General features: G+C 53.2%; 12 protein-coding genes. 7 read left to right on the plus strand and 5 right to left on the minus strand.

Annotated elements, in window-relative coordinates; translation table 11 throughout:
• Nucleotides 1-1,632: 1,632 nt before the first annotated feature.
• Together OSC10802_RS0126230 and secA are read left to right on the plus strand one after the other, a co-directional pair.
• Complete coding sequence (locus OSC10802_RS0126230) at nt 1,633-2,148, plus strand: hypothetical protein (protein ID WP_017719749.1); 516 nt, start codon at nt 1,633-1,635, stop codon at nt 2,146-2,148.
• Between the two features lie 119 nt (nt 2,149-2,267).
• Nucleotides 2,268-5,081, plus strand: coding sequence for a preprotein translocase subunit SecA (gene secA, locus OSC10802_RS0126235; RefSeq protein ID WP_017719750.1), 2,814 nt, complete (start codon nt 2,268-2,270; stop codon nt 5,079-5,081).
• A gap of 253 nt (nt 5,082-5,334) precedes the next feature.
• On the opposite strand, the gene OSC10802_RS0126240 is transcribed toward secA, so the two are convergent.
• Nucleotides 5,335-5,952, minus strand: coding sequence for a hypothetical protein (locus OSC10802_RS0126240; RefSeq protein WP_017719751.1), 618 nt, complete (start codon nt 5,950-5,952; stop codon nt 5,335-5,337).
• A gap of 188 nt (nt 5,953-6,140) precedes the next feature.
• Between OSC10802_RS0126240 and OSC10802_RS0126245 the strand changes: the two genes are divergently transcribed.
• The 3 genes from OSC10802_RS0126245 to OSC10802_RS0126255 all read left to right on the plus strand — a co-directional run bounded on the left by OSC10802_RS0126245 (nt 6,141) and on the right by OSC10802_RS0126255 (nt 7,597).
• Nucleotides 6,141-6,362 (plus strand): hypothetical protein, encoded by a 222-nt coding sequence (locus tag OSC10802_RS0126245; protein ID WP_017719752.1) that lies wholly within the window; start codon nt 6,141-6,143, stop codon nt 6,360-6,362.
• Nucleotides 6,363-6,913: 551 nt separating this feature from the next.
• Nucleotides 6,914-7,066 carry a hypothetical protein gene (locus OSC10802_RS51125; protein WP_155968403.1) on the plus strand — a complete coding sequence of 51 codons (153 nt, stop codon included), beginning with the start codon at nt 6,914-6,916 and terminating at the stop codon, nt 7,064-7,066.
• Nucleotides 7,067-7,348: 282 nt separating this feature from the next.
• The gene (locus OSC10802_RS0126255) at nt 7,349-7,597 is read left to right on the plus strand and encodes a ribbon-helix-helix protein, CopG family (RefSeq protein ID WP_198525194.1); all 249 of its coding nucleotides are present in this window, start codon (nt 7,349-7,351) and stop codon (nt 7,595-7,597) included.
• A 221-nt stretch (nt 7,598-7,818) separates the two neighbouring features.
• Here the strand turns inward: OSC10802_RS0126255 and OSC10802_RS0126265 are convergent, their stop codons facing one another.
• Entirely contained in the window at nt 7,819-10,632 is a 2,814-nt protein-coding gene (locus OSC10802_RS0126265) for a GAF domain-containing sensor histidine kinase (protein WP_017719755.1), read from the minus strand.
• Between the two features lie 319 nt (nt 10,633-10,951).
• Here OSC10802_RS0126265 and OSC10802_RS0126270 point away from each other — a divergent pair, with 319 nt between their 5' ends.
• Both OSC10802_RS0126270 and OSC10802_RS0126275 read left to right on the plus strand, forming a co-directional pair.
• Nucleotides 10,952-12,091 carry a quinone-dependent dihydroorotate dehydrogenase gene (locus OSC10802_RS0126270; RefSeq protein WP_026098828.1) on the plus strand — a complete coding sequence of 380 codons (1,140 nt, stop codon included), beginning with the start codon at nt 10,952-10,954 and terminating at the stop codon, nt 12,089-12,091.
• A gap of 122 nt (nt 12,092-12,213) precedes the next feature.
• Nucleotides 12,214-12,873, plus strand: a complete 660-nt coding sequence (locus OSC10802_RS0126275; RefSeq protein WP_017719757.1) for a SanA/YdcF family protein — start codon at nt 12,214-12,216, stop codon at nt 12,871-12,873.
• A 377-nt stretch (nt 12,874-13,250) separates the two neighbouring features.
• Here OSC10802_RS0126275 and OSC10802_RS41865 read toward each other — a convergent pair whose 3' ends face one another.
• Genes OSC10802_RS41865 through OSC10802_RS0126285 form a run of 3 tightly spaced genes read right to left on the minus strand, consistent with a single transcriptional unit; the run spans nt 13,251 to nt 16,204 of the window.
• The gene (locus tag OSC10802_RS41865) at nt 13,251-14,537 is read right to left on the minus strand and encodes a hypothetical protein (RefSeq protein ID WP_198525195.1); all 1,287 of its coding nucleotides are present in this window, start codon (nt 14,535-14,537) and stop codon (nt 13,251-13,253) included.
• The gene (locus OSC10802_RS53295) at nt 14,530-15,075 is read right to left on the minus strand and encodes a hypothetical protein (RefSeq protein WP_198525196.1); all 546 of its coding nucleotides are present in this window, start codon (nt 15,073-15,075) and stop codon (nt 14,530-14,532) included. The genes OSC10802_RS41865 and OSC10802_RS53295 overlap by 8 nt, the downstream gene beginning before the upstream one ends.
• 28 nt (nt 15,076-15,103) lie before the next feature.
• Entirely contained in the window at nt 15,104-16,204 is a 1,101-nt protein-coding gene (locus tag OSC10802_RS0126285; RefSeq protein WP_044171626.1) for a hypothetical protein, read from the minus strand.
• Between the last annotated feature and the right edge of the window lie 43 nt (nt 16,205-16,247).

The raw sequence follows: 16,247 nt of genomic DNA on the forward strand, positions 1-16,247 counted from the left end.
CTGGCCTCTGGGGCCGCTATTTTCTGTGCCGGTGGCAGACTGTTGTGATTTTCAGGTCGGGGGTGTTGTACATTTGCCGCTGCTATTTTGTGTACCAATGGTACACATCTGTAATTTTCGGGCCGGGTGCTGGCCTCTGGGGCCGACTATTTTCTCTGCCGGTGGCAGACTGTTGTGATTTTCAGGCGGGGGTGTTGACATTTGCCGCTGCTATTTTGTGTACCAATGGTACACATTTGTAATTTTCGGGCCGGGGTGCTGGCCTCTGGGGCCACTATTTTCTCTGCCGGTGGCAGACTGTTGTGATTTTCAGGCGGGGGTGTTGACATTTGCCGCTGCTATTTTGTGTACCAATGGTACACATCTGTAATTTTCGGGCCGGGGTGCTGGCCTCTGGGGCCACTATTTTCTCTGCCGGTGGCAGACTGTTGTGATTTTCAGGCGGGGGTGTTGACATTTGCCGCTGCTATTTTGTGTACCAATGGTACACATCTGTAATTTTCGGGCCGGGGTGCTGGCCTCTGGGGCCGCTATTTTCTGTGCCGGTGGCAGACTGTTGTGATTTTCAGGCGGGGGTGTTGACATTTGCCGCTGCTATTTTGTGTACCAATGGTACACATCTGTAATTTTCGGGCCGGGGTGCTGGCCTCTGGGGCCGCTATTTTCTGTGCCGGTGGCAGACTGTTGTGATTTTCAGGCGGGGGTGTTGACATTTGCCGCTGCTATTTTGTGTACCAATGGTACACATCTATAATTTTCGGGCCGGGGTGCTGGCCTCTGGGGCCGCTATTTTCTGTGCCGGTGGCAGACTGTTGTGATTTTCAGGCGGGGGTGTTGACATTTGCCGCTGCTATTTGTGGTACCAATGGTACACATCTGTAATTTTCGGGCCGGGGTGCTGGCCTCTGGGGCCGCTATTTTCTGTGCCGGTGGCAGACTGTTGTGATTTTCAGGCGGGGGTGTTGACATTTGCCGCTGCTATTTTTGTGTACCAATGGTACACATCTGTAATTTTCGGGCCGGGGTGCTGGCCTCTGGGGCCACTATTTTCTCTGCCGGTGGCAGACTGTTGTGATTTTCAGGCGGGGGTGTTGACATTTGCCGCTGCTATTTTGTGTACCAATGGTACACATCTGTAATTTTCGGGCCGGGGTGCTGGCCTCTGGGGCCACTATTTTCTCTGCCGGTGGCAGACTGTTGTGATTTTCAGGCGGGGTGTTGACATTTGCCGCTGCTATTTTGTGTACCAATGGTACACATCTGTAATTTTCGGGCCGGGGTGCTGGCCTCTGGGGCCACTATTTTCTCTGCCGGTGGCAGACTGTTGTGATTTTCAGGCGGGGGTGTTGACATTTGCCGCTGCTATTTTGTGTACCAATGGTACACATCTGTAATTTCCGGGCCGGGGTGCTGGCCTCTGGGGCCACTATTTTCTGTATCAATGTTAGAAATATATGATTTCCGGGCATCGGGCATTGAGTGTTGACATCTGGGTGCGCTATTTTATGTGCCAAGCTTCTCCGTTTGAGGGGGTGCAGCTAGCTCCCAAACAAACTAACCGCCAATAGGCCACAGACACCCCAGCGGCTTGCCTGTTGGAGAGAGTATAAAATAATATCATAGAAATGGTGTATGTCAATAAAGAAAATATTAAAAAGTAAGGTGAAACCGGCAGTGCTGGTATTGCTGGTGGGGCTGTGGAGTGTGGCGGTGGGGTGGGGGCTGGCGCGAGCGGCAGAGATCCCGGCAGCCGGCACGGTGGACCCCATACCGGAGAGCTTCCAGCTGGGAGCCGAACTTTACCTGGAAAACTGCGCCGGCTGCCACGTTGGGCTGCCGCCGGAAGTCATGCCCAACGAAACCTGGCGGCGGCTGTTGCAAGACCCACAGCACTACGGGGTGCAGCTGAACCTGCCGGTGAACCCCCCGCGCGCGATCATCTGGAACTACCTGCGGGCGTTCTCCCGCCCCCAGGCCAAGGACGAAGAGGTGCCCTACCGGCTGGCCAAGTCGAGGTATTTCAAAGCCCTGCACCCGCGAGTCAAACTGCCCCAGACCAACCTAACCGGCAGCTGCGCCACCTGTCACCCCGGTGCGGGCCAGTACAATTTCCGCAGTCTCGCACCAGAGTGGCAAAATTCTCCATAATAAGAGAAAGATAGAAAATCCGGAATTCAGGAGCGAGCCCTCAGAATTCAGACAAGTCCTGACTTCTGAAACTTGACTTTTGGCTTCCTTATACAAAAAACAAGTCTCCCTCTCCTGCTATGCTGAAAAATTTGCTCGGCGATCCCAACGCACGCAAGCTCAAGAGATATCAGCCGCTCGTCACCGAAGTCAACATCCTGGAGGAAGACATCAAGGCGCTCTCCGATGAGGCATTGAGAGCCAAGACAGCGGAGTTCAAACAGAAGCTTGACACAGCCAAATCCCCCAGTGAAACCGCTGAAGTGCTCGACGAGCTGCTGCCGGAAGCCTTTGCCGTAGTTCGGGAAGCGGGGCGGCGAGTTTTGGGCATGCGGCACTTCGATGTCCAGCTCCTCGGCGGCACCATCCTGCACAAAGGGCAAATCGCCGAGATGAAAACCGGTGAGGGAAAAACCCTGGTAGCCACCCTGCCGTCCTACTTGAACGCGCTCACCGGCAAAGGCGTGCACGTCGTCACCGTCAACGACTACCTGGCACGCCGGGACGCCGAGTGGATGGGACAGGTGCACCGCTTCCTGGGACTGACCGTGGGCCTGATCCAGCAGGGCATGAGCCCGGACGAGCGCCGCAGGAACTACAGCTGCGACATCACCTACGCCACAAACAGCGAGCTGGGCTTCGACTACCTGCGGGACAATATGGCGACCTCGATGGCGGAAGTGGTGCAGCGCCCCTTCAACTACGCCATTATTGACGAGGTGGACTCGATTCTCGTTGACGAGGCTCGCACGCCACTGATTATTTCGGGCCAAGTAGAGCGCCCCACAGAGAAGTACATGGGAGCCGCCGACATCGCCGCCACCCTCAAAAAAGAAGAGCACTACGAGGTGGACGAAAAAGCCCGCAACGTGCTGCTGAGCGACGAAGGGTTTGCCGAAGCCGAGCGGCTGCTGGGAGTGAGGGACCTCTACGACCCCAATGACCCCTGGGCCCACTACATTTTTAACGCCCTGAAGGCGAAAGAGCTGTTTATCAAGGATAAAAACTACATCGTCCTCGACAGGGAGGTGGTGATTGTCGATGAGTTTACCGGGCGCGTGCTGCAAGGACGCCGGTGGAGCGACGGCTTGCACCAAGCGATTGAGGCCAAGGAACGGGTGGACATCCAGCCGGAAACTCAAACCCTAGCGACAATTACCTATCAAAACTTCTTCTTGCTGTACCCGAAGCTGGGCGGAATGACCGGCACGGCGAAAACAGAAGAGGCGGAGTTTGAGAAGATATACAGCCTGGAAGTGACGGCAATCCCCACCAACCGGTTCTCTGGACGCAAGGATTTGGCAGATGTGGTCTACAAAACGGAAAGGGGCAAGTGGCTGGCGGTCGCTCAAGAGTGCGCCGAGATGCACGAAAAGGGACGCCCGGTGCTGGTGGGAACGACAAGCGTGGAAAACTCGGAACACCTGTCGCAGCTGCTGCGCGAGCGCGGTATCCCCCACAACCTGCTCAACGCTAAGCCGGAAAATGTGGAGCGAGAGTCGGAAATTGTGGCCCAAGCGGGGCGCAAAGGCGCGGTGACGATCGCTACGAATATGGCGGGGCGCGGGACGGATATCATTCTCGGCGGGAACGCGGACTACATGGCGCGGCTGAAAGTGCGGGAATATTTCATGCCGGCAATTGTCCAGCCAGAAGATGAAGCGAATGTCAGCGTGCTGCGGGTTCCGGGAGCGGACCGCCGGCGCAACGCCCAAGGCTTCGCCCCCGGGAAGAAAGTCAAAACTTGGAAGGTGTCCCCCCAGATTTTCCCCACGGAGCTGTCTAAGGCGACTGAGCAAAAGCTCAAGGAGGCCGTGCAGTTCGCCGTCGGGCAGTACGGAGAGCGCTCGCTTGCGGAACTGGAGGCGGAAGATAAGGTGGCAACCGCTTCGGAAAAAGCGCCGACTCTAGACCCGGTGATTCAAAAGTTACGGGATGTTTACAATGGGATCCGCCAGGAGTACGAGCAGTACACCAAGCGCGAGCACGATGAAGTGGTGACGCTGGGAGGGCTGCACGTTATCGGTACGGAACGCCACGAATCCCGCCGCATTGACAACCAGTTGCGGGGGCGCTGCGGGCGTCAGGGCGACCCGGGCTCGACCCGGTTTTTCCTGAGCTTGCAGGATAATTTGCTGCGGATTTTTGGCGGGGACCGGGTGAGCCGGCTCATGGAGATGTTCCAGGTTGAGGAGGACATGCCCATTGAGTCGGGAATGCTGACTCGCTCTCTGGAAGGGGCTCAGAAAAAGGTGGAGACGTATTATTACGACATCCGCAAGCAGGTGTTTGAGTACGACGAGGTGATGAATAACCAGCGCCGCGCTATCTATGCGGAGCGCCGGCGGGTGCTGGAAGGTCTTGACCTCAAGGAGCAGGTGATTAAGTATGCTGAAAAGACGATGGATGACATCGTTGAGGCGCACGTTAATCCGGATTTGCCTTCGGAAGAGTGGGATCTGTCCAGTTTGGTGAGCAAGGTGAAGGAGTTTGTCTATCTGCTGGCGGATCTGGAGCCGGTGCAAATAGAGGAGCTGTCGATGGATGAGATTAAGACGTTCTTGCACGAACACGTGCGCATTGCCTACGATTTGAAGGAAGCGCAGGTGGATCAAATCCAGCCGGGGCTGATGCGCCAAGCTGAGCGGTTCTTTATCCTCCAGCAGATTGATACGCTCTGGCGCGAGCACTTGCAGGCGATGGACGCCCTGCGCGAGTCGGTGGGCTTGCGCAGCTACGGTCAAAAAGACCCGCTGATTGAGTACAAGAGTGAGGGCTATGAGCTGTTCTTGGATATGATGACTGACATTCGCCGGAATGTGGTTTACTCTCTGTTTCAGTTCCAGCCCCAAATGCAGCAGCCGGTGCAGGCGTCTACGTCGGAAATGGTTTGAGTGATATGGGAAGTGGGGACGCGACAAGTCGCGTCTCTCCCTACCGTATATGGCGGTTCGCTGTTGAGGAGTGAAGTTTATTTTTTTTATAAACCGCCCCCGTAAAGAAGCGCCAAGGAAAGAGAAGAGAGAGGGCTCTCACAGAGCATTTAGAGCTTCCAGGGTTCAGAAACCGGCTTTCTTTGCCATAAGTGACCTGTTTTTCTCGCTTCAGTCCCCAAAGAAAGCCGGTGTCTGCAAGAGGAGAGATCGCCTACCAGTAATAGTCGCTGTCATCCTCGTCATCCTCGTCATCCTCTTCGTTGATTATCTGCGCTTGGATGGTGGGCCACTCCTGGAAATAATCTGCAAAATTTTTAAAATCCAGGGATTTCAGGACGTCTGCGGCGTGGTGGCAGGGGATTTGGCCTTGCAAGATTTCGTTTTCTTGAATCAGCTTGTGCAGGTGGCGGGCTTCGCACCAAATGCGCCGATCGAGGCACTGGTATCGCATGCAATCGCATGTAATGCCGTGTTTGTCCAGTATTTGGTGGGATTTTTTCTTGGTATCGGTTTCTGATTGAATTTTGAAATAGTTCGCACTTATCCGATCTGTTTTTAGGCTAGTTGCCTTGGTAAAGGCTTCTTTGATATCATGTTCTAAATAGTCTTTGTAAGAAATAAAGGTGGAAATTCCCCAGGGGCACTCGCGCCGGATGACGTTCTTCTCCAGGCGGACGTAAACGACATTTGGCCACACCTCTACCGTTAGCTGCTGCCGGCAGGCGTCGAGCGGGCCCGCTACCTTGCCTTTGGCCGTCAGCAATGTCCAGGTGACAGCTTGCGAGAAGAGCTGATTTTGAAGGCTGGAGCTGATTTGGAACGCAGACATGATATAATCTCCTGTGTTATGATTTTTGTTCGCCCCCACCCGTGGTTCTAGCCACCAGGGGGCTTTGTTCGTTAACTGGGCTTTGGCCTGTCTGTAAACTACCTTACCGAGTCCGACTGGGATTGTCAAAAGTTTTTTTCGTCAGATTTGGATTATTCTTAAGTAAGAAAGGACAAGGATAGCGAAAAATGGCCAAACAGAAGGGAGCGCCAAAGGGAATTGTGCGGAATCCTCTTGGGAAAAACCAGTATGTCCAGGCAGCTGGGCTTGGGGAGTTCGACAAGCGCATTACACTGAGAGTTGAACCGGATATTTGGCAAGCGCTGTCTGAAATGCCGGCGGGGCAGCGTTCCGAGTGTCTCAGAAAATGGATTAGGGAAGGTTTGCAGCGTGATGGCAAGGTGGCTTGACCGCTCAATCTCTACGGATGATTGATTGGTGGATGACCGGGGCCGGTCTGCCGGTGCCTCAAGCGGGCCGGGTACTTCTCGCCCCCTGATGCGAGCTCGCCACCCCCCACAGTGACAGGATAGCGCAGTAAACTGCCCAAAAAGCTTGACTGACAAAAATTTACCCTGAAATCAGCGCTATAGTACAGTTGGACAGGTTGAGGAGGCAGAAGATGTCAGCGCCAAAGGGAAACAGGAATGGATCTGCTGCTTGGGTTGGCCAGTTTGCGCCGGCTGGAGAAAAGAAGGTGCAGGTGGGAGTGAAGGTGCCTGTCTCAATGGCTGAGCTGTTAGTTTCAATCCCGTTTCCGGGATTCAGCTGGCCAAATATCTTCTCTTCCTACCCCCTGCTGAAATCATTATCGCATTGATATGGGCTTCTTTGCACAACCGGGATGCTCCCTTCACTTGCGCCTGGGGAAACACGCGGGGAGTTTCTTCGGAGGGCCATAGCAACTGAGCTGGAAAGAAGAAAAAAAAGTGAAGTTGGTCAAGCGCCGGAAGCGAACTGAGTGAGTGTCGCTTTCAGGGCAGCAGCGGAACGACTGTTGAACCCGAGGGACCTGCCGGTGCCCTATGAGGGGCTGCCGGCTTCCAGGTCAGAAATACCGGCTCCTTTCCGTCTTGTGGCTTTCTTGACCCACTTGAACCATGTTTACATGTAGGTAATCGGTCTGTCAACTGTGTGAGCCGTTTTTTTACAAATCTTTACGTCCGGCTCACTTAATATAGCAGTATTCACGCTTGGTGACGAAATTAATCCCCGGGCCCTGGGCCTATGGCCTATGGCCTATGGCGCAGAGGGAAGACTCACAGCTTTTGCGTGATGCCCTTTTGCGTGATGCCCTTTTGCGTGATGCCCTTTTGCGTGATGCCCATGTTCTAACCTAACTGCATACTGCTATAACATTGGCTAGGATGAAAGCAAAGACATGGGGGGGATGAAAATGTCCACTCTTAAGGGCCGTGTTAAGGACCCGGAGACAGGCAAAATTAAATCGGGTTACAAGGAACCGCGAGGGAATGCCATAGCTCTGCGCTTGCCCTTGAGTTTGGACGAAGAGGTGCGCCGGCTGGCAGCGGAGCAAGGGGTGAGCGCAGGGGAGTGGATTCGAGCCGCCATCGCCGCCCACGTCAAAGAAATAGGCGAAAAAGCCAGCCCGCCAAAAAATGCCGGCCAAGACTCGGACGAATAGCCGGCCCCCACTAATACCAATTTTGGATTTTGGATGCCGGTATTTTGGATTGAAAAAGGCGGCATTAAAGCCTTTTCAGCCCCAGGAAAAAATACTGTCTATCCCAACTTGGAATAACCTGTTACGCTTTGAATTTGCTCAGTACAGAAAGGGGGCAGATCCTCCTGAACTGCGTTCCCAGGCAGAGCCTGGGAACGAGGAACTTGGGTGACAACTATCAATTAACTGTGAGCCAGAGGCAGGACAAACTGGCTCACCACCCGACCGTCATCCATCTGGGAGAAATGCAGCTCGCCGCCCATTTGCTGGAGCAAAGACAGACAAATAGCCAGATGAAGTCCCGGAGGCTGGTCCAAACTGGAGGGAGCCAGGACATCAGCAGAGCGACCGGTCTGGAGGTCGGCGAGTAGCGAAGGAGGCATCACCCCACTGTCGGTCACCGACAGATCGGCGCAGCGCAAGTCCAGAAGCCGGCACCAGATATCAATTCGCCCCCCCTGGGGCGACCGGCGGCACGCCGCCAGCAACACCTCATGGACAGCCCACTCAATTTTGAGGGCGTCGCCGGTAATATTAATCGAGCTCTCACCGTGCACCTGACACCAGAGCTGGTGCTGGTGAATCACCGGCCCCAAACGCTCCAGAACTCGCCGCAGCAGACTGGCAAGAGGAATAATTTCCCGCTCGGGCTGCAGACGCCAGCGCTCCTGTTTGAGTATGGGGTGGACCGATTCCAGGGAATTGTTTAACTGCCGCAGGATCTGTTCCAGGCGCATCACCTGCAGGGAACCGAAATTGCCCTTATGATTGGCGAGGTCCGCCAGTTTTTTCACCCCCGACGAGACGACCCGGTAGAAATCCTCATAGCGCCGGTGCTTGTACCAGTTGAGACATTCCAAATCTTGGCGCTGCGACTGGAGGGTTTGCGACAGCATCACATAGCGGCGGGACCAAGCCAGCTGCGACCCCAAAAAAGTCATCGCCTTGATCGCAGTTGCTGACCAGTGGCGCTCCGAGCCGTCCGCCACCAGGGCGATGCCGGTCGGCTGGTGTTCCGGGCCGGTGCGCAGGGCCATCACCAGAATCTGGCCAATACCGGGGCCAGAGAGCCAAGTTTTAGTTTCCAAAGGCAGATCGATCGCGCTCACCGGCAGAGGGCCTTCCGCTTGCAGCAGGGCCCACTGAATCAGGGCGTCCGTGTGCACCGGCACACTGGCCTCCAAGTTGAGCCCGTACTGCGAGCTGGCGGCGGCCTCAGCGGAGATGCGCGCCACCTTGCGACCGGCAGACCAGGTGACGAGGGCGGCGAGGGGGCAGGCGAGGAATTCAGCCAGCTGCTTGACGCCGGTGCGCTCCAGCTGCTCCAGAGTCAGAGAAGTCTGCTGCAGGGAAACAAGAGCCGACCGCACCGTATTCAGCAGGTGCTGGTCTTGCTCCCTGACGGCGTGCAGCTGCCACTGGTGCACGACCAAACCGATCTGCCGGCTGACTGTAGCGAGGAGTTCTCGCTCTGTGGCGCTCCAGGTGCGGGGAGCGTCGCAAGTCACCAACAACACCCCCTCCGGGGTGCCAGCGCTGCCGGTGGTGGCCGCCAGCAGCGATTTCGCCCCGCTTTCCAGGAGAGTGGAGCGCCAAGCCATCAACTTCAAATCCTCAGCCCAATTCTCAATGCCAATCCCTTCCGGACTGTCCAGCAGCAGCTTGGTGTCCAGATCGCTGAGCGGCAAAAGAGGCGCGGGCACCAGCCGGCGGGAAACAGGCTGGTTTTGATAGCAAATGTCATATTGATTGCGGTCGGCGCTGTAGAGCAAGACGAGAAACCGGTCAGCTTTCAGGCGCTCCAAGAGTCGCTCGCCAGCCGTTTTCAGAGTTTCGTGCCAGTCCGAGTCACTGTAGATAGCGCGGGCGATGCCGGCAGTTAAATCCCGGTCCAGCTTCACTTGCTCAATGGTGCGCTCCATCTGAGCCACAGGAGCGACCAGAGCCAGGAGTTGCGCCGCACCCCGGACGTAGCTTTTTTCTTCCTCCTGCCAGATGCGGGCGTCGCTGCCCTCCACCGCCAGAAATCCGAGGATTTCCTTCTGAAACACGATTGGAGCAGCCAGGAGGGAGCGAGCCCGAATCTGCTGCATCAGGCGAGCTGTGACCTCCGCCTTCAGCGACGAGTGAGCCTCCCCAATAGAAACGATTTGGTCGGAAAGAAGCGCTTGGTAGAAGCCGCCCAAGTCCGACACCATCAGCCCGGAAGCCGGCTGATTTTTGACACCCATTGGCGTCAATTTTTGATGATTGCTCACCCGGCACCAGAAGTAGCGCCGCTCTGGATTGTACCAGTAGATATTGGTTCGGTCAGGGGCTACGAATTTTTGGGTTTCCTCAACCGCAGCCGCCAGACACTGGTCGAGAGTGCTCAGGGCACCGCGCTCAGCGGAACCCAGCAGCTCGCGCAACTGGGCGAGCAGCTTGAGCAGGGACTGGTCGGGATGCTTAGTTTGCTGCCTGAGCCAGTCCGTCTCAATTTGGTACAGGGCTGCCGCCAGTCCGCCCAAGACGAGCGACAGCCGAGCCTTCTCCTCCGCTCTCGGCGACACCCCCCACAGGGCGGACCCCAACAGGGCGACGCCGAAACAGCGGTCTTTGTAGCGCATGGGAAAAATCAGCGTCCCCTGGATGGCAAATTGTTGAGCCACCTTGCGCCACTCCCCAGCGCGCAATTCTTCTCGCAAGTCCGGGACGCCTACGGGGCGCTGCTGGATCACCACCTGCTCCAAGAGGTCGCCTGGAGTGAGGGCAAACCGCTGCTTGAGCAGCGAGATATCGCCGTTTGGAGTCCGCCCCCCCTTGCCGAGCAGCCGGTGATCCAGGCGGTCGTAGAGGCCAATCCAAAGCAGTTTGCACTCAAACTCGGTTTCCAAGTAACTGAGGGTGGTTTCGATCAAAACATCGACATTCTCCTCTTCCCGGAGAGTCTGGAGGGTGCGCCCCAAGGCAACGAGCTGTTTTTCGTAGGACGGCGGCTGTTTTTGCTGACCCATTTTATCTATCGACCGGTACTGCCTTTCAGGGAACTTTGGATGCGTGGATTTTGGATGCGTGGATTTTGGATGCAAGGATTCGGCTTTGGGCATGGGGCAGTGGGCGATGGGGCACTGGACACTGCTGATTTCTCGCGCCGGCGCTTGCGCCTTGCGCTTTGAGCTTCTGCGTAAATCTTCCCCATGCCCTATGCCCTATGCCCTATGCCCCATGCCCCATGCGCCACGCCCCATGCCCGATACCCCACGCCCCATCAGCTGCCAGCATCTGTGATATAATTCCATCCTGGCTTGCCTACCGTGACTTTTGCCTCGACCGTTGGATATTTATCGCTCTGCTGTACGTCCTATTTTGTTTTCTGGATTGAAAGCCGATCCAGAGTTTTTGCACCATCAAACCCTAGAGACACTCAGCTGGCTGGACCGGCACCGGCTCACCCCCCCCGCCAACTGGATTCTAGCCCGTTTCCAGCAGTCCTGCTGCCTGCAAGACCCCCGCCTGGAACAAACCCTCTGGGGCGTGAGATTCCCCAATCCCGTTGGTTTAGCAGCTGGGTTTGATAAGGATGGTGCCGCCGCCAGTATTTGGCCCAATTTTGGCTTTGGCTTTGCTGAGCTGGGCACCGTCACCGAACACCCTCAACCCGGGAACCCGCGCCCCCGACTGTTTCGCTTGCCCCTCGACTCGGCTGTCCTGAATCGCATGGGCTTTAACAATCAGGGCGCTGCAGCACTGGCAGCAAAGCTGTCCTCTGTTAGGGGCTCCGCTGAGGCCGCCATTCCCACAGGCATCAATCTCGGTAAATCCAAGGTAACACCGCTCGAAGAAGCACCGGCAGACTATTTAGCTAGTTTTCAGCTTCTCAAAGACTTGGGGGACTATTTTGCTGTCAATGTCTCCTCTCCCAATACCCCAGGACTGCGCTCCCTGCAAGATGCCTCGCAACTGGCCGGCATCCTGGACGCCTTACAGCAAGAAAACCAGGGACTTAAGCCAATTTTAGTCAAGATCGCCCCGGACCTGGAGTGGGAGGCTATCGCTCAGGTCATAGAAGTGGCCCAAACCTACCGGCTGGCTGGGATTATTGCCACCAACACCACTATCAGCCGCGAAGGATTGAAGACTGACATTATACAGAAAACCGGCAATTCTGTCAAGGAGGAAGCCGGCGGCATCAGCGGAGCCCCACTGCGCCAGCGCTCAACAGAAGTCATCCGGTTTATCTGGCAAAAAACCCAGGGGAAGCTGGCGATTATTGGCAGCGGGGGCATTTTTACCGCTGATGACGCCTGGGAGAAGATTGCCGCCGGCGCTTCTGTTGTGCAGGTTTATACGGGTTTGGTTTACGAAGGTCCGTGGATGGTGCGCCGGCTTCTGGAAGGGCTGCTGCAAAAGTTGGAGGAGCGAGGATTGGGGAGTATTTCTGAGGCGGTTGGGATAGATGCGATGAATGTTTGAATAATGAACCGCCAAGACGCCAAGGACGCCAAGAGGGAAGAGGAAGGAGGATGAGGGATAGAAAAATTAATGGTTCGACAATCTAAAATCTAAACTATAAAATCGGCAGTTGTTTCGGATTTATGGTAGAGAAATGGTTGCTGCTGAACTGGCACTTTGCTCTCGGCTTTTTGACAGTGGGGGCTGTGTCAGTTCCGCTGGGGCTGAGTTGGTATATTCGGCGCAGCACAGCGCGCCGGCGTCACACAGATCCCGCCCTGGTTCCTGTGGGGGATGTGGGGATTGTGTTTGGGGCGGGGGTGTGGGAAGATGGGACTGCTACGCCGGTGCTGGCTGATCGGGTGCGGGCGGGTGTGGGGCTGTATAAGCTGGGGCGGGTTCGCAAGCTGCTGATGACCGGCGACAGCTGTCGCCCTGACTACAGCGAGGTTCTGGCGATGCAGCGCTGCGCTTTGGACCAGGGGGTGCCGGCGGAAGATATTCTGCTTGACGGTGCCGGTTTGAATACTTATGACAGCTGCTACCGGGCGAGAGCGGTTTTTGGGGTGAAGCGGGCGGTTTTGGTTACGCAGCGCTACCATCTGCCTCGTGCGGTGTATATTGGCTGCCGGCTGGGTTTGGACGCAGTGGGGCTGGGGACGCCAGACTGGGGCCGGTTGAGCAATGATGCCATGCTGTGGTATTGTCTGCGGGAGGCGATCGCTGGGTTTAAGGCGCTGTGGCGGATTCACGTCAGTCGCCCCCAACCAACTTTTACCGGCCCGTTTGAGGGGATTCAGTAGGGGCGGCATATTGCGGCTCCTTGACAAGTGTTGTGGGATGTGGTAAAATAAGATAGAAAGTTTGGGGAGCCGGTGATGCCGGTGGGGTTGGAAAGTCGGGGGGAAGCGTGTCGGCGACTGGGTTAAAAATGAACCGCCAAGGACGCCAAGAACGCCAAGAAGGACAAAGAAAGAGGAAGAGGGAGAGAAAAGTTAATTGCGGGCAATTGACTGGACAATATTGGTTCCCACGGGCAGCAATTGAGGCTGCACGACACGGCTAAGTTTTATGATATGCTGGTGAGGGGGAGGGTGCCGGTGATGCCGGTGGCTCTTTCTTCAGGTGGGTAGGGGGCGAGAGAAACCCCCGACAAAGGCAAAGCTGAATCTGAAAGAAGTCAAGTGCCTTCAGTTTCCAGATAGCTGTCAATCACAGACATAATGTTAACTTGTGTTAGGTTTAGATAGCCGTCGAGGTATTTGGGACCTAGACTGAATGCGGGTGAGTCTGGCGAATAAACTGGCAACCAAAATTCACTTGTTATGTCCCAGTCTTTTAGGGGGCTGTTAGAGTCTCGAAGATGCTTTTGGAGGAGATATTCATAAACAAATTGTTTCCTTATACTTCGCCTTTTGATTTCTTCGGCCTTCTCGGGATTGAGGTAATACTCTGGGGTTGAGTATTTAATATCGACGATCTGAAAGCGCAGACTTAATTTTTTTAAAAATAATAAGAATAGCTCGGCTATTTCGGAAATAGAACGGTTATCAATATCTTTACGAAACAGCGATTTTTCAAAAATCTTGGATTTTATACTCTGAATCCACTTACTAAACTCCTCCTTTGAAAATACTCCCATTTTCACGGCTCTGTAGAATAAATGATTCAAACAGCGCATCATGCGCAGCTCTTCAATGGTTAAATTCTCAGGCACATCCCAGAAAGAATAAAATTTATCTGGTAAAGGTGAATATCCAATCAGTGTATCTCTATTTGATGGCAAGTGCTTTTTGAGTTCATCAAAAGTGTGATCTCCTACAGGTTGAGCGGTATAACCAATTTTAATCTCACGATTCCCTGAAGGTAAAACAAGAGTAAGTTTAGTTTGATAGCCATAATCGTTCCACGTCATGTCCCAATAGTCAGCTGTTATTCTATATAAACCAAAACTTAAATTTTGGTCAGAATATAAAAGCATTTTTTCAGATAGAATAATAACAGCATCTGGGAAAACCTCAGTTCCATTTACCCTGAACACCTCTGAAAGGTCAATAATCTTATGGGCACTCTTAAATTTATTAATGATTCTGGTGGAGAGCAAACGCTCGTCCAAGTAGACAGGGAAACCCGGTTCTGTGTTTTTCACTAAATAAGTCAAACACATCGCTTCCCAAACCATGTGAAAGTTATTAATGCCCCAAATCGCGCCTTCTGCAGAATGCTCCAGTTCCCCAAACAAGAATGCCTCAATGGCATCGTAAAAATGCCAGTAGTCGGGGTCTTTTAACGGCGTGTAATTGTCAATGACTTCCAGAGCATCTTTTAAACAATTCAAAATGGGCTGATAAGATTTTTCGCTGAATAAACTGGACTCGGTTCCAATATACTGCTGTCTGAATTGTTCAGCTAGGGATTGGACTTCAGCTCGGACTTCTTCCTGTAACTGTTCCTTAATCTCAGTCAAGATATAACAGTACAACGATATCAGATGCTTCAAAGTGGATCTCCTTGCGAAGCACATCCATCGAATCAATATAGATCGCACCATTGTCCAGAAAAATACCTTTGTGCAAATAGCGATGTATCTTGCTATAATCCAAGATTTCGGATTTACCTAATCGGTGGACAAAGATAAGGATTTTTAACTCATCATAAGCATCGAGGATGCTTGTCAGGGCATCTACTTTGGAATAAAAAATTGTCTCCCCATCCTTGGAACTAATTTCCCCGCCGGCATCCTCCTTAACCACACCATCCCGATCGTCAGCTTTGGCGTCTCTCTCAAAATTCCCCTTTTCCAAGCTAGTTTGCTTAAAGACATTCAGCACCCTGTAAAATAAAAAGAATAAATCGCGCTTTGTGTCAAAGGTGTGTAAGGCGCAGATATCCTCTGGGGAGAATCCTTTAGGAAGGTGAAAGACTAACTGGCCATCCTTCTTTTCGATTCCGACGAAAGAATACTTTTCATTTATCTTGAGTTCTAACTTCCCAAAATGTATCATTTTTTTACTCTCCCTCAAACTCGTAATGTTACCATTTTTGCTCGTTTATGCCTTGTACGAACTCCTCCGCCAAGGCGACTAACTGAGAATATGTTATCAGTTTTACTTTCTCACCGCTAGTGTTTGATAAAAGAGATTCCAAAGGTCTTCTATCTTTCGATAACACACTATCCCAAAGATAGAACATGAGTTTATTTTTGATGGCATCTTCGGAAATCACGCTATCCTCTGGCTTTAAAAACCACCAACCAATCTGTTTGTCCTCAATTCTCCTTATAGCCTGATGATTGGACTTTATGAACTCATTGAGGTTTGTTACAAAATCTGACCAATCTACTTCAGTCTCTCCAACAACTAGCTTTGCCGTTTTTATTTTCTCGGGCACATCCCCAGAGTATTCACTTCCCGGAACATCCACATATTCCCAGTCCCACCGCCGCTTAAATGCACTGTCGAGGTAATAGATGGACTCGTAAGAGGTATTTATCGTTGCCAGGATTGACAAGTTGCTAGGAATGGCAATTTTATGCTCTCTTACATTGTTTAATACTCGCAAGCCACCGGCATTATTTTTTAGCTGTAGCTGTTTCTCTTCAATTTCGCAAAATTTCTCAAAGTTACTTCCATCGACTTGTATGCTGTCATGGGAGGTGGAAGCCTTATATTTCATGGCCTTCAAAAGGCCAACTATCTCCAGCTCAGACAAGTGAACTTCATATGTTGACCAATTATCCTCCTCTCTATCCAGAAGCTGAAAGACCGGGCCAAAAATAGCGGCTGCATTCCCCCTGTTTAACTCGTCGATGACTAAAAGAACATTCTCGTTAGTGCCATCGAGTAGCTGTCTGTACGCCAACCCTAACGCCCGCAGAAAATGTCCCTCATAAAATTTATAGATGACCGAACCGCTTCCCGTAGTTTGGGGTAAAAGCTTTCCCACAAAATCCGAATAAGTATATTCTGGATGAAAGACGGTTTTGATGGTATTGGTCAGAGATTTGCTTGACTCGTCCCACTGTATCCCCAGGGAGTTTATTGCCATCTCACGCACACGATAGCTTTTCCCTGTGCCTGGACTTCCAAAAAGAATTTTCTGAATGGGTTTTGTGGGCTGAGCGTCTTCGGACATCGGCATTCCAGAACTATCGGCTAAACTCTACTCCTTACGAGCC

The sequence above is a fragment of the Kamptonema formosum PCC 10802 genome (assembly GCF_000332335.1).
Classification (GTDB): Bacteria; Cyanobacteriota; Cyanobacteriia; order Cyanobacteriales; family Oscillatoriaceae; genus Oscillatoria.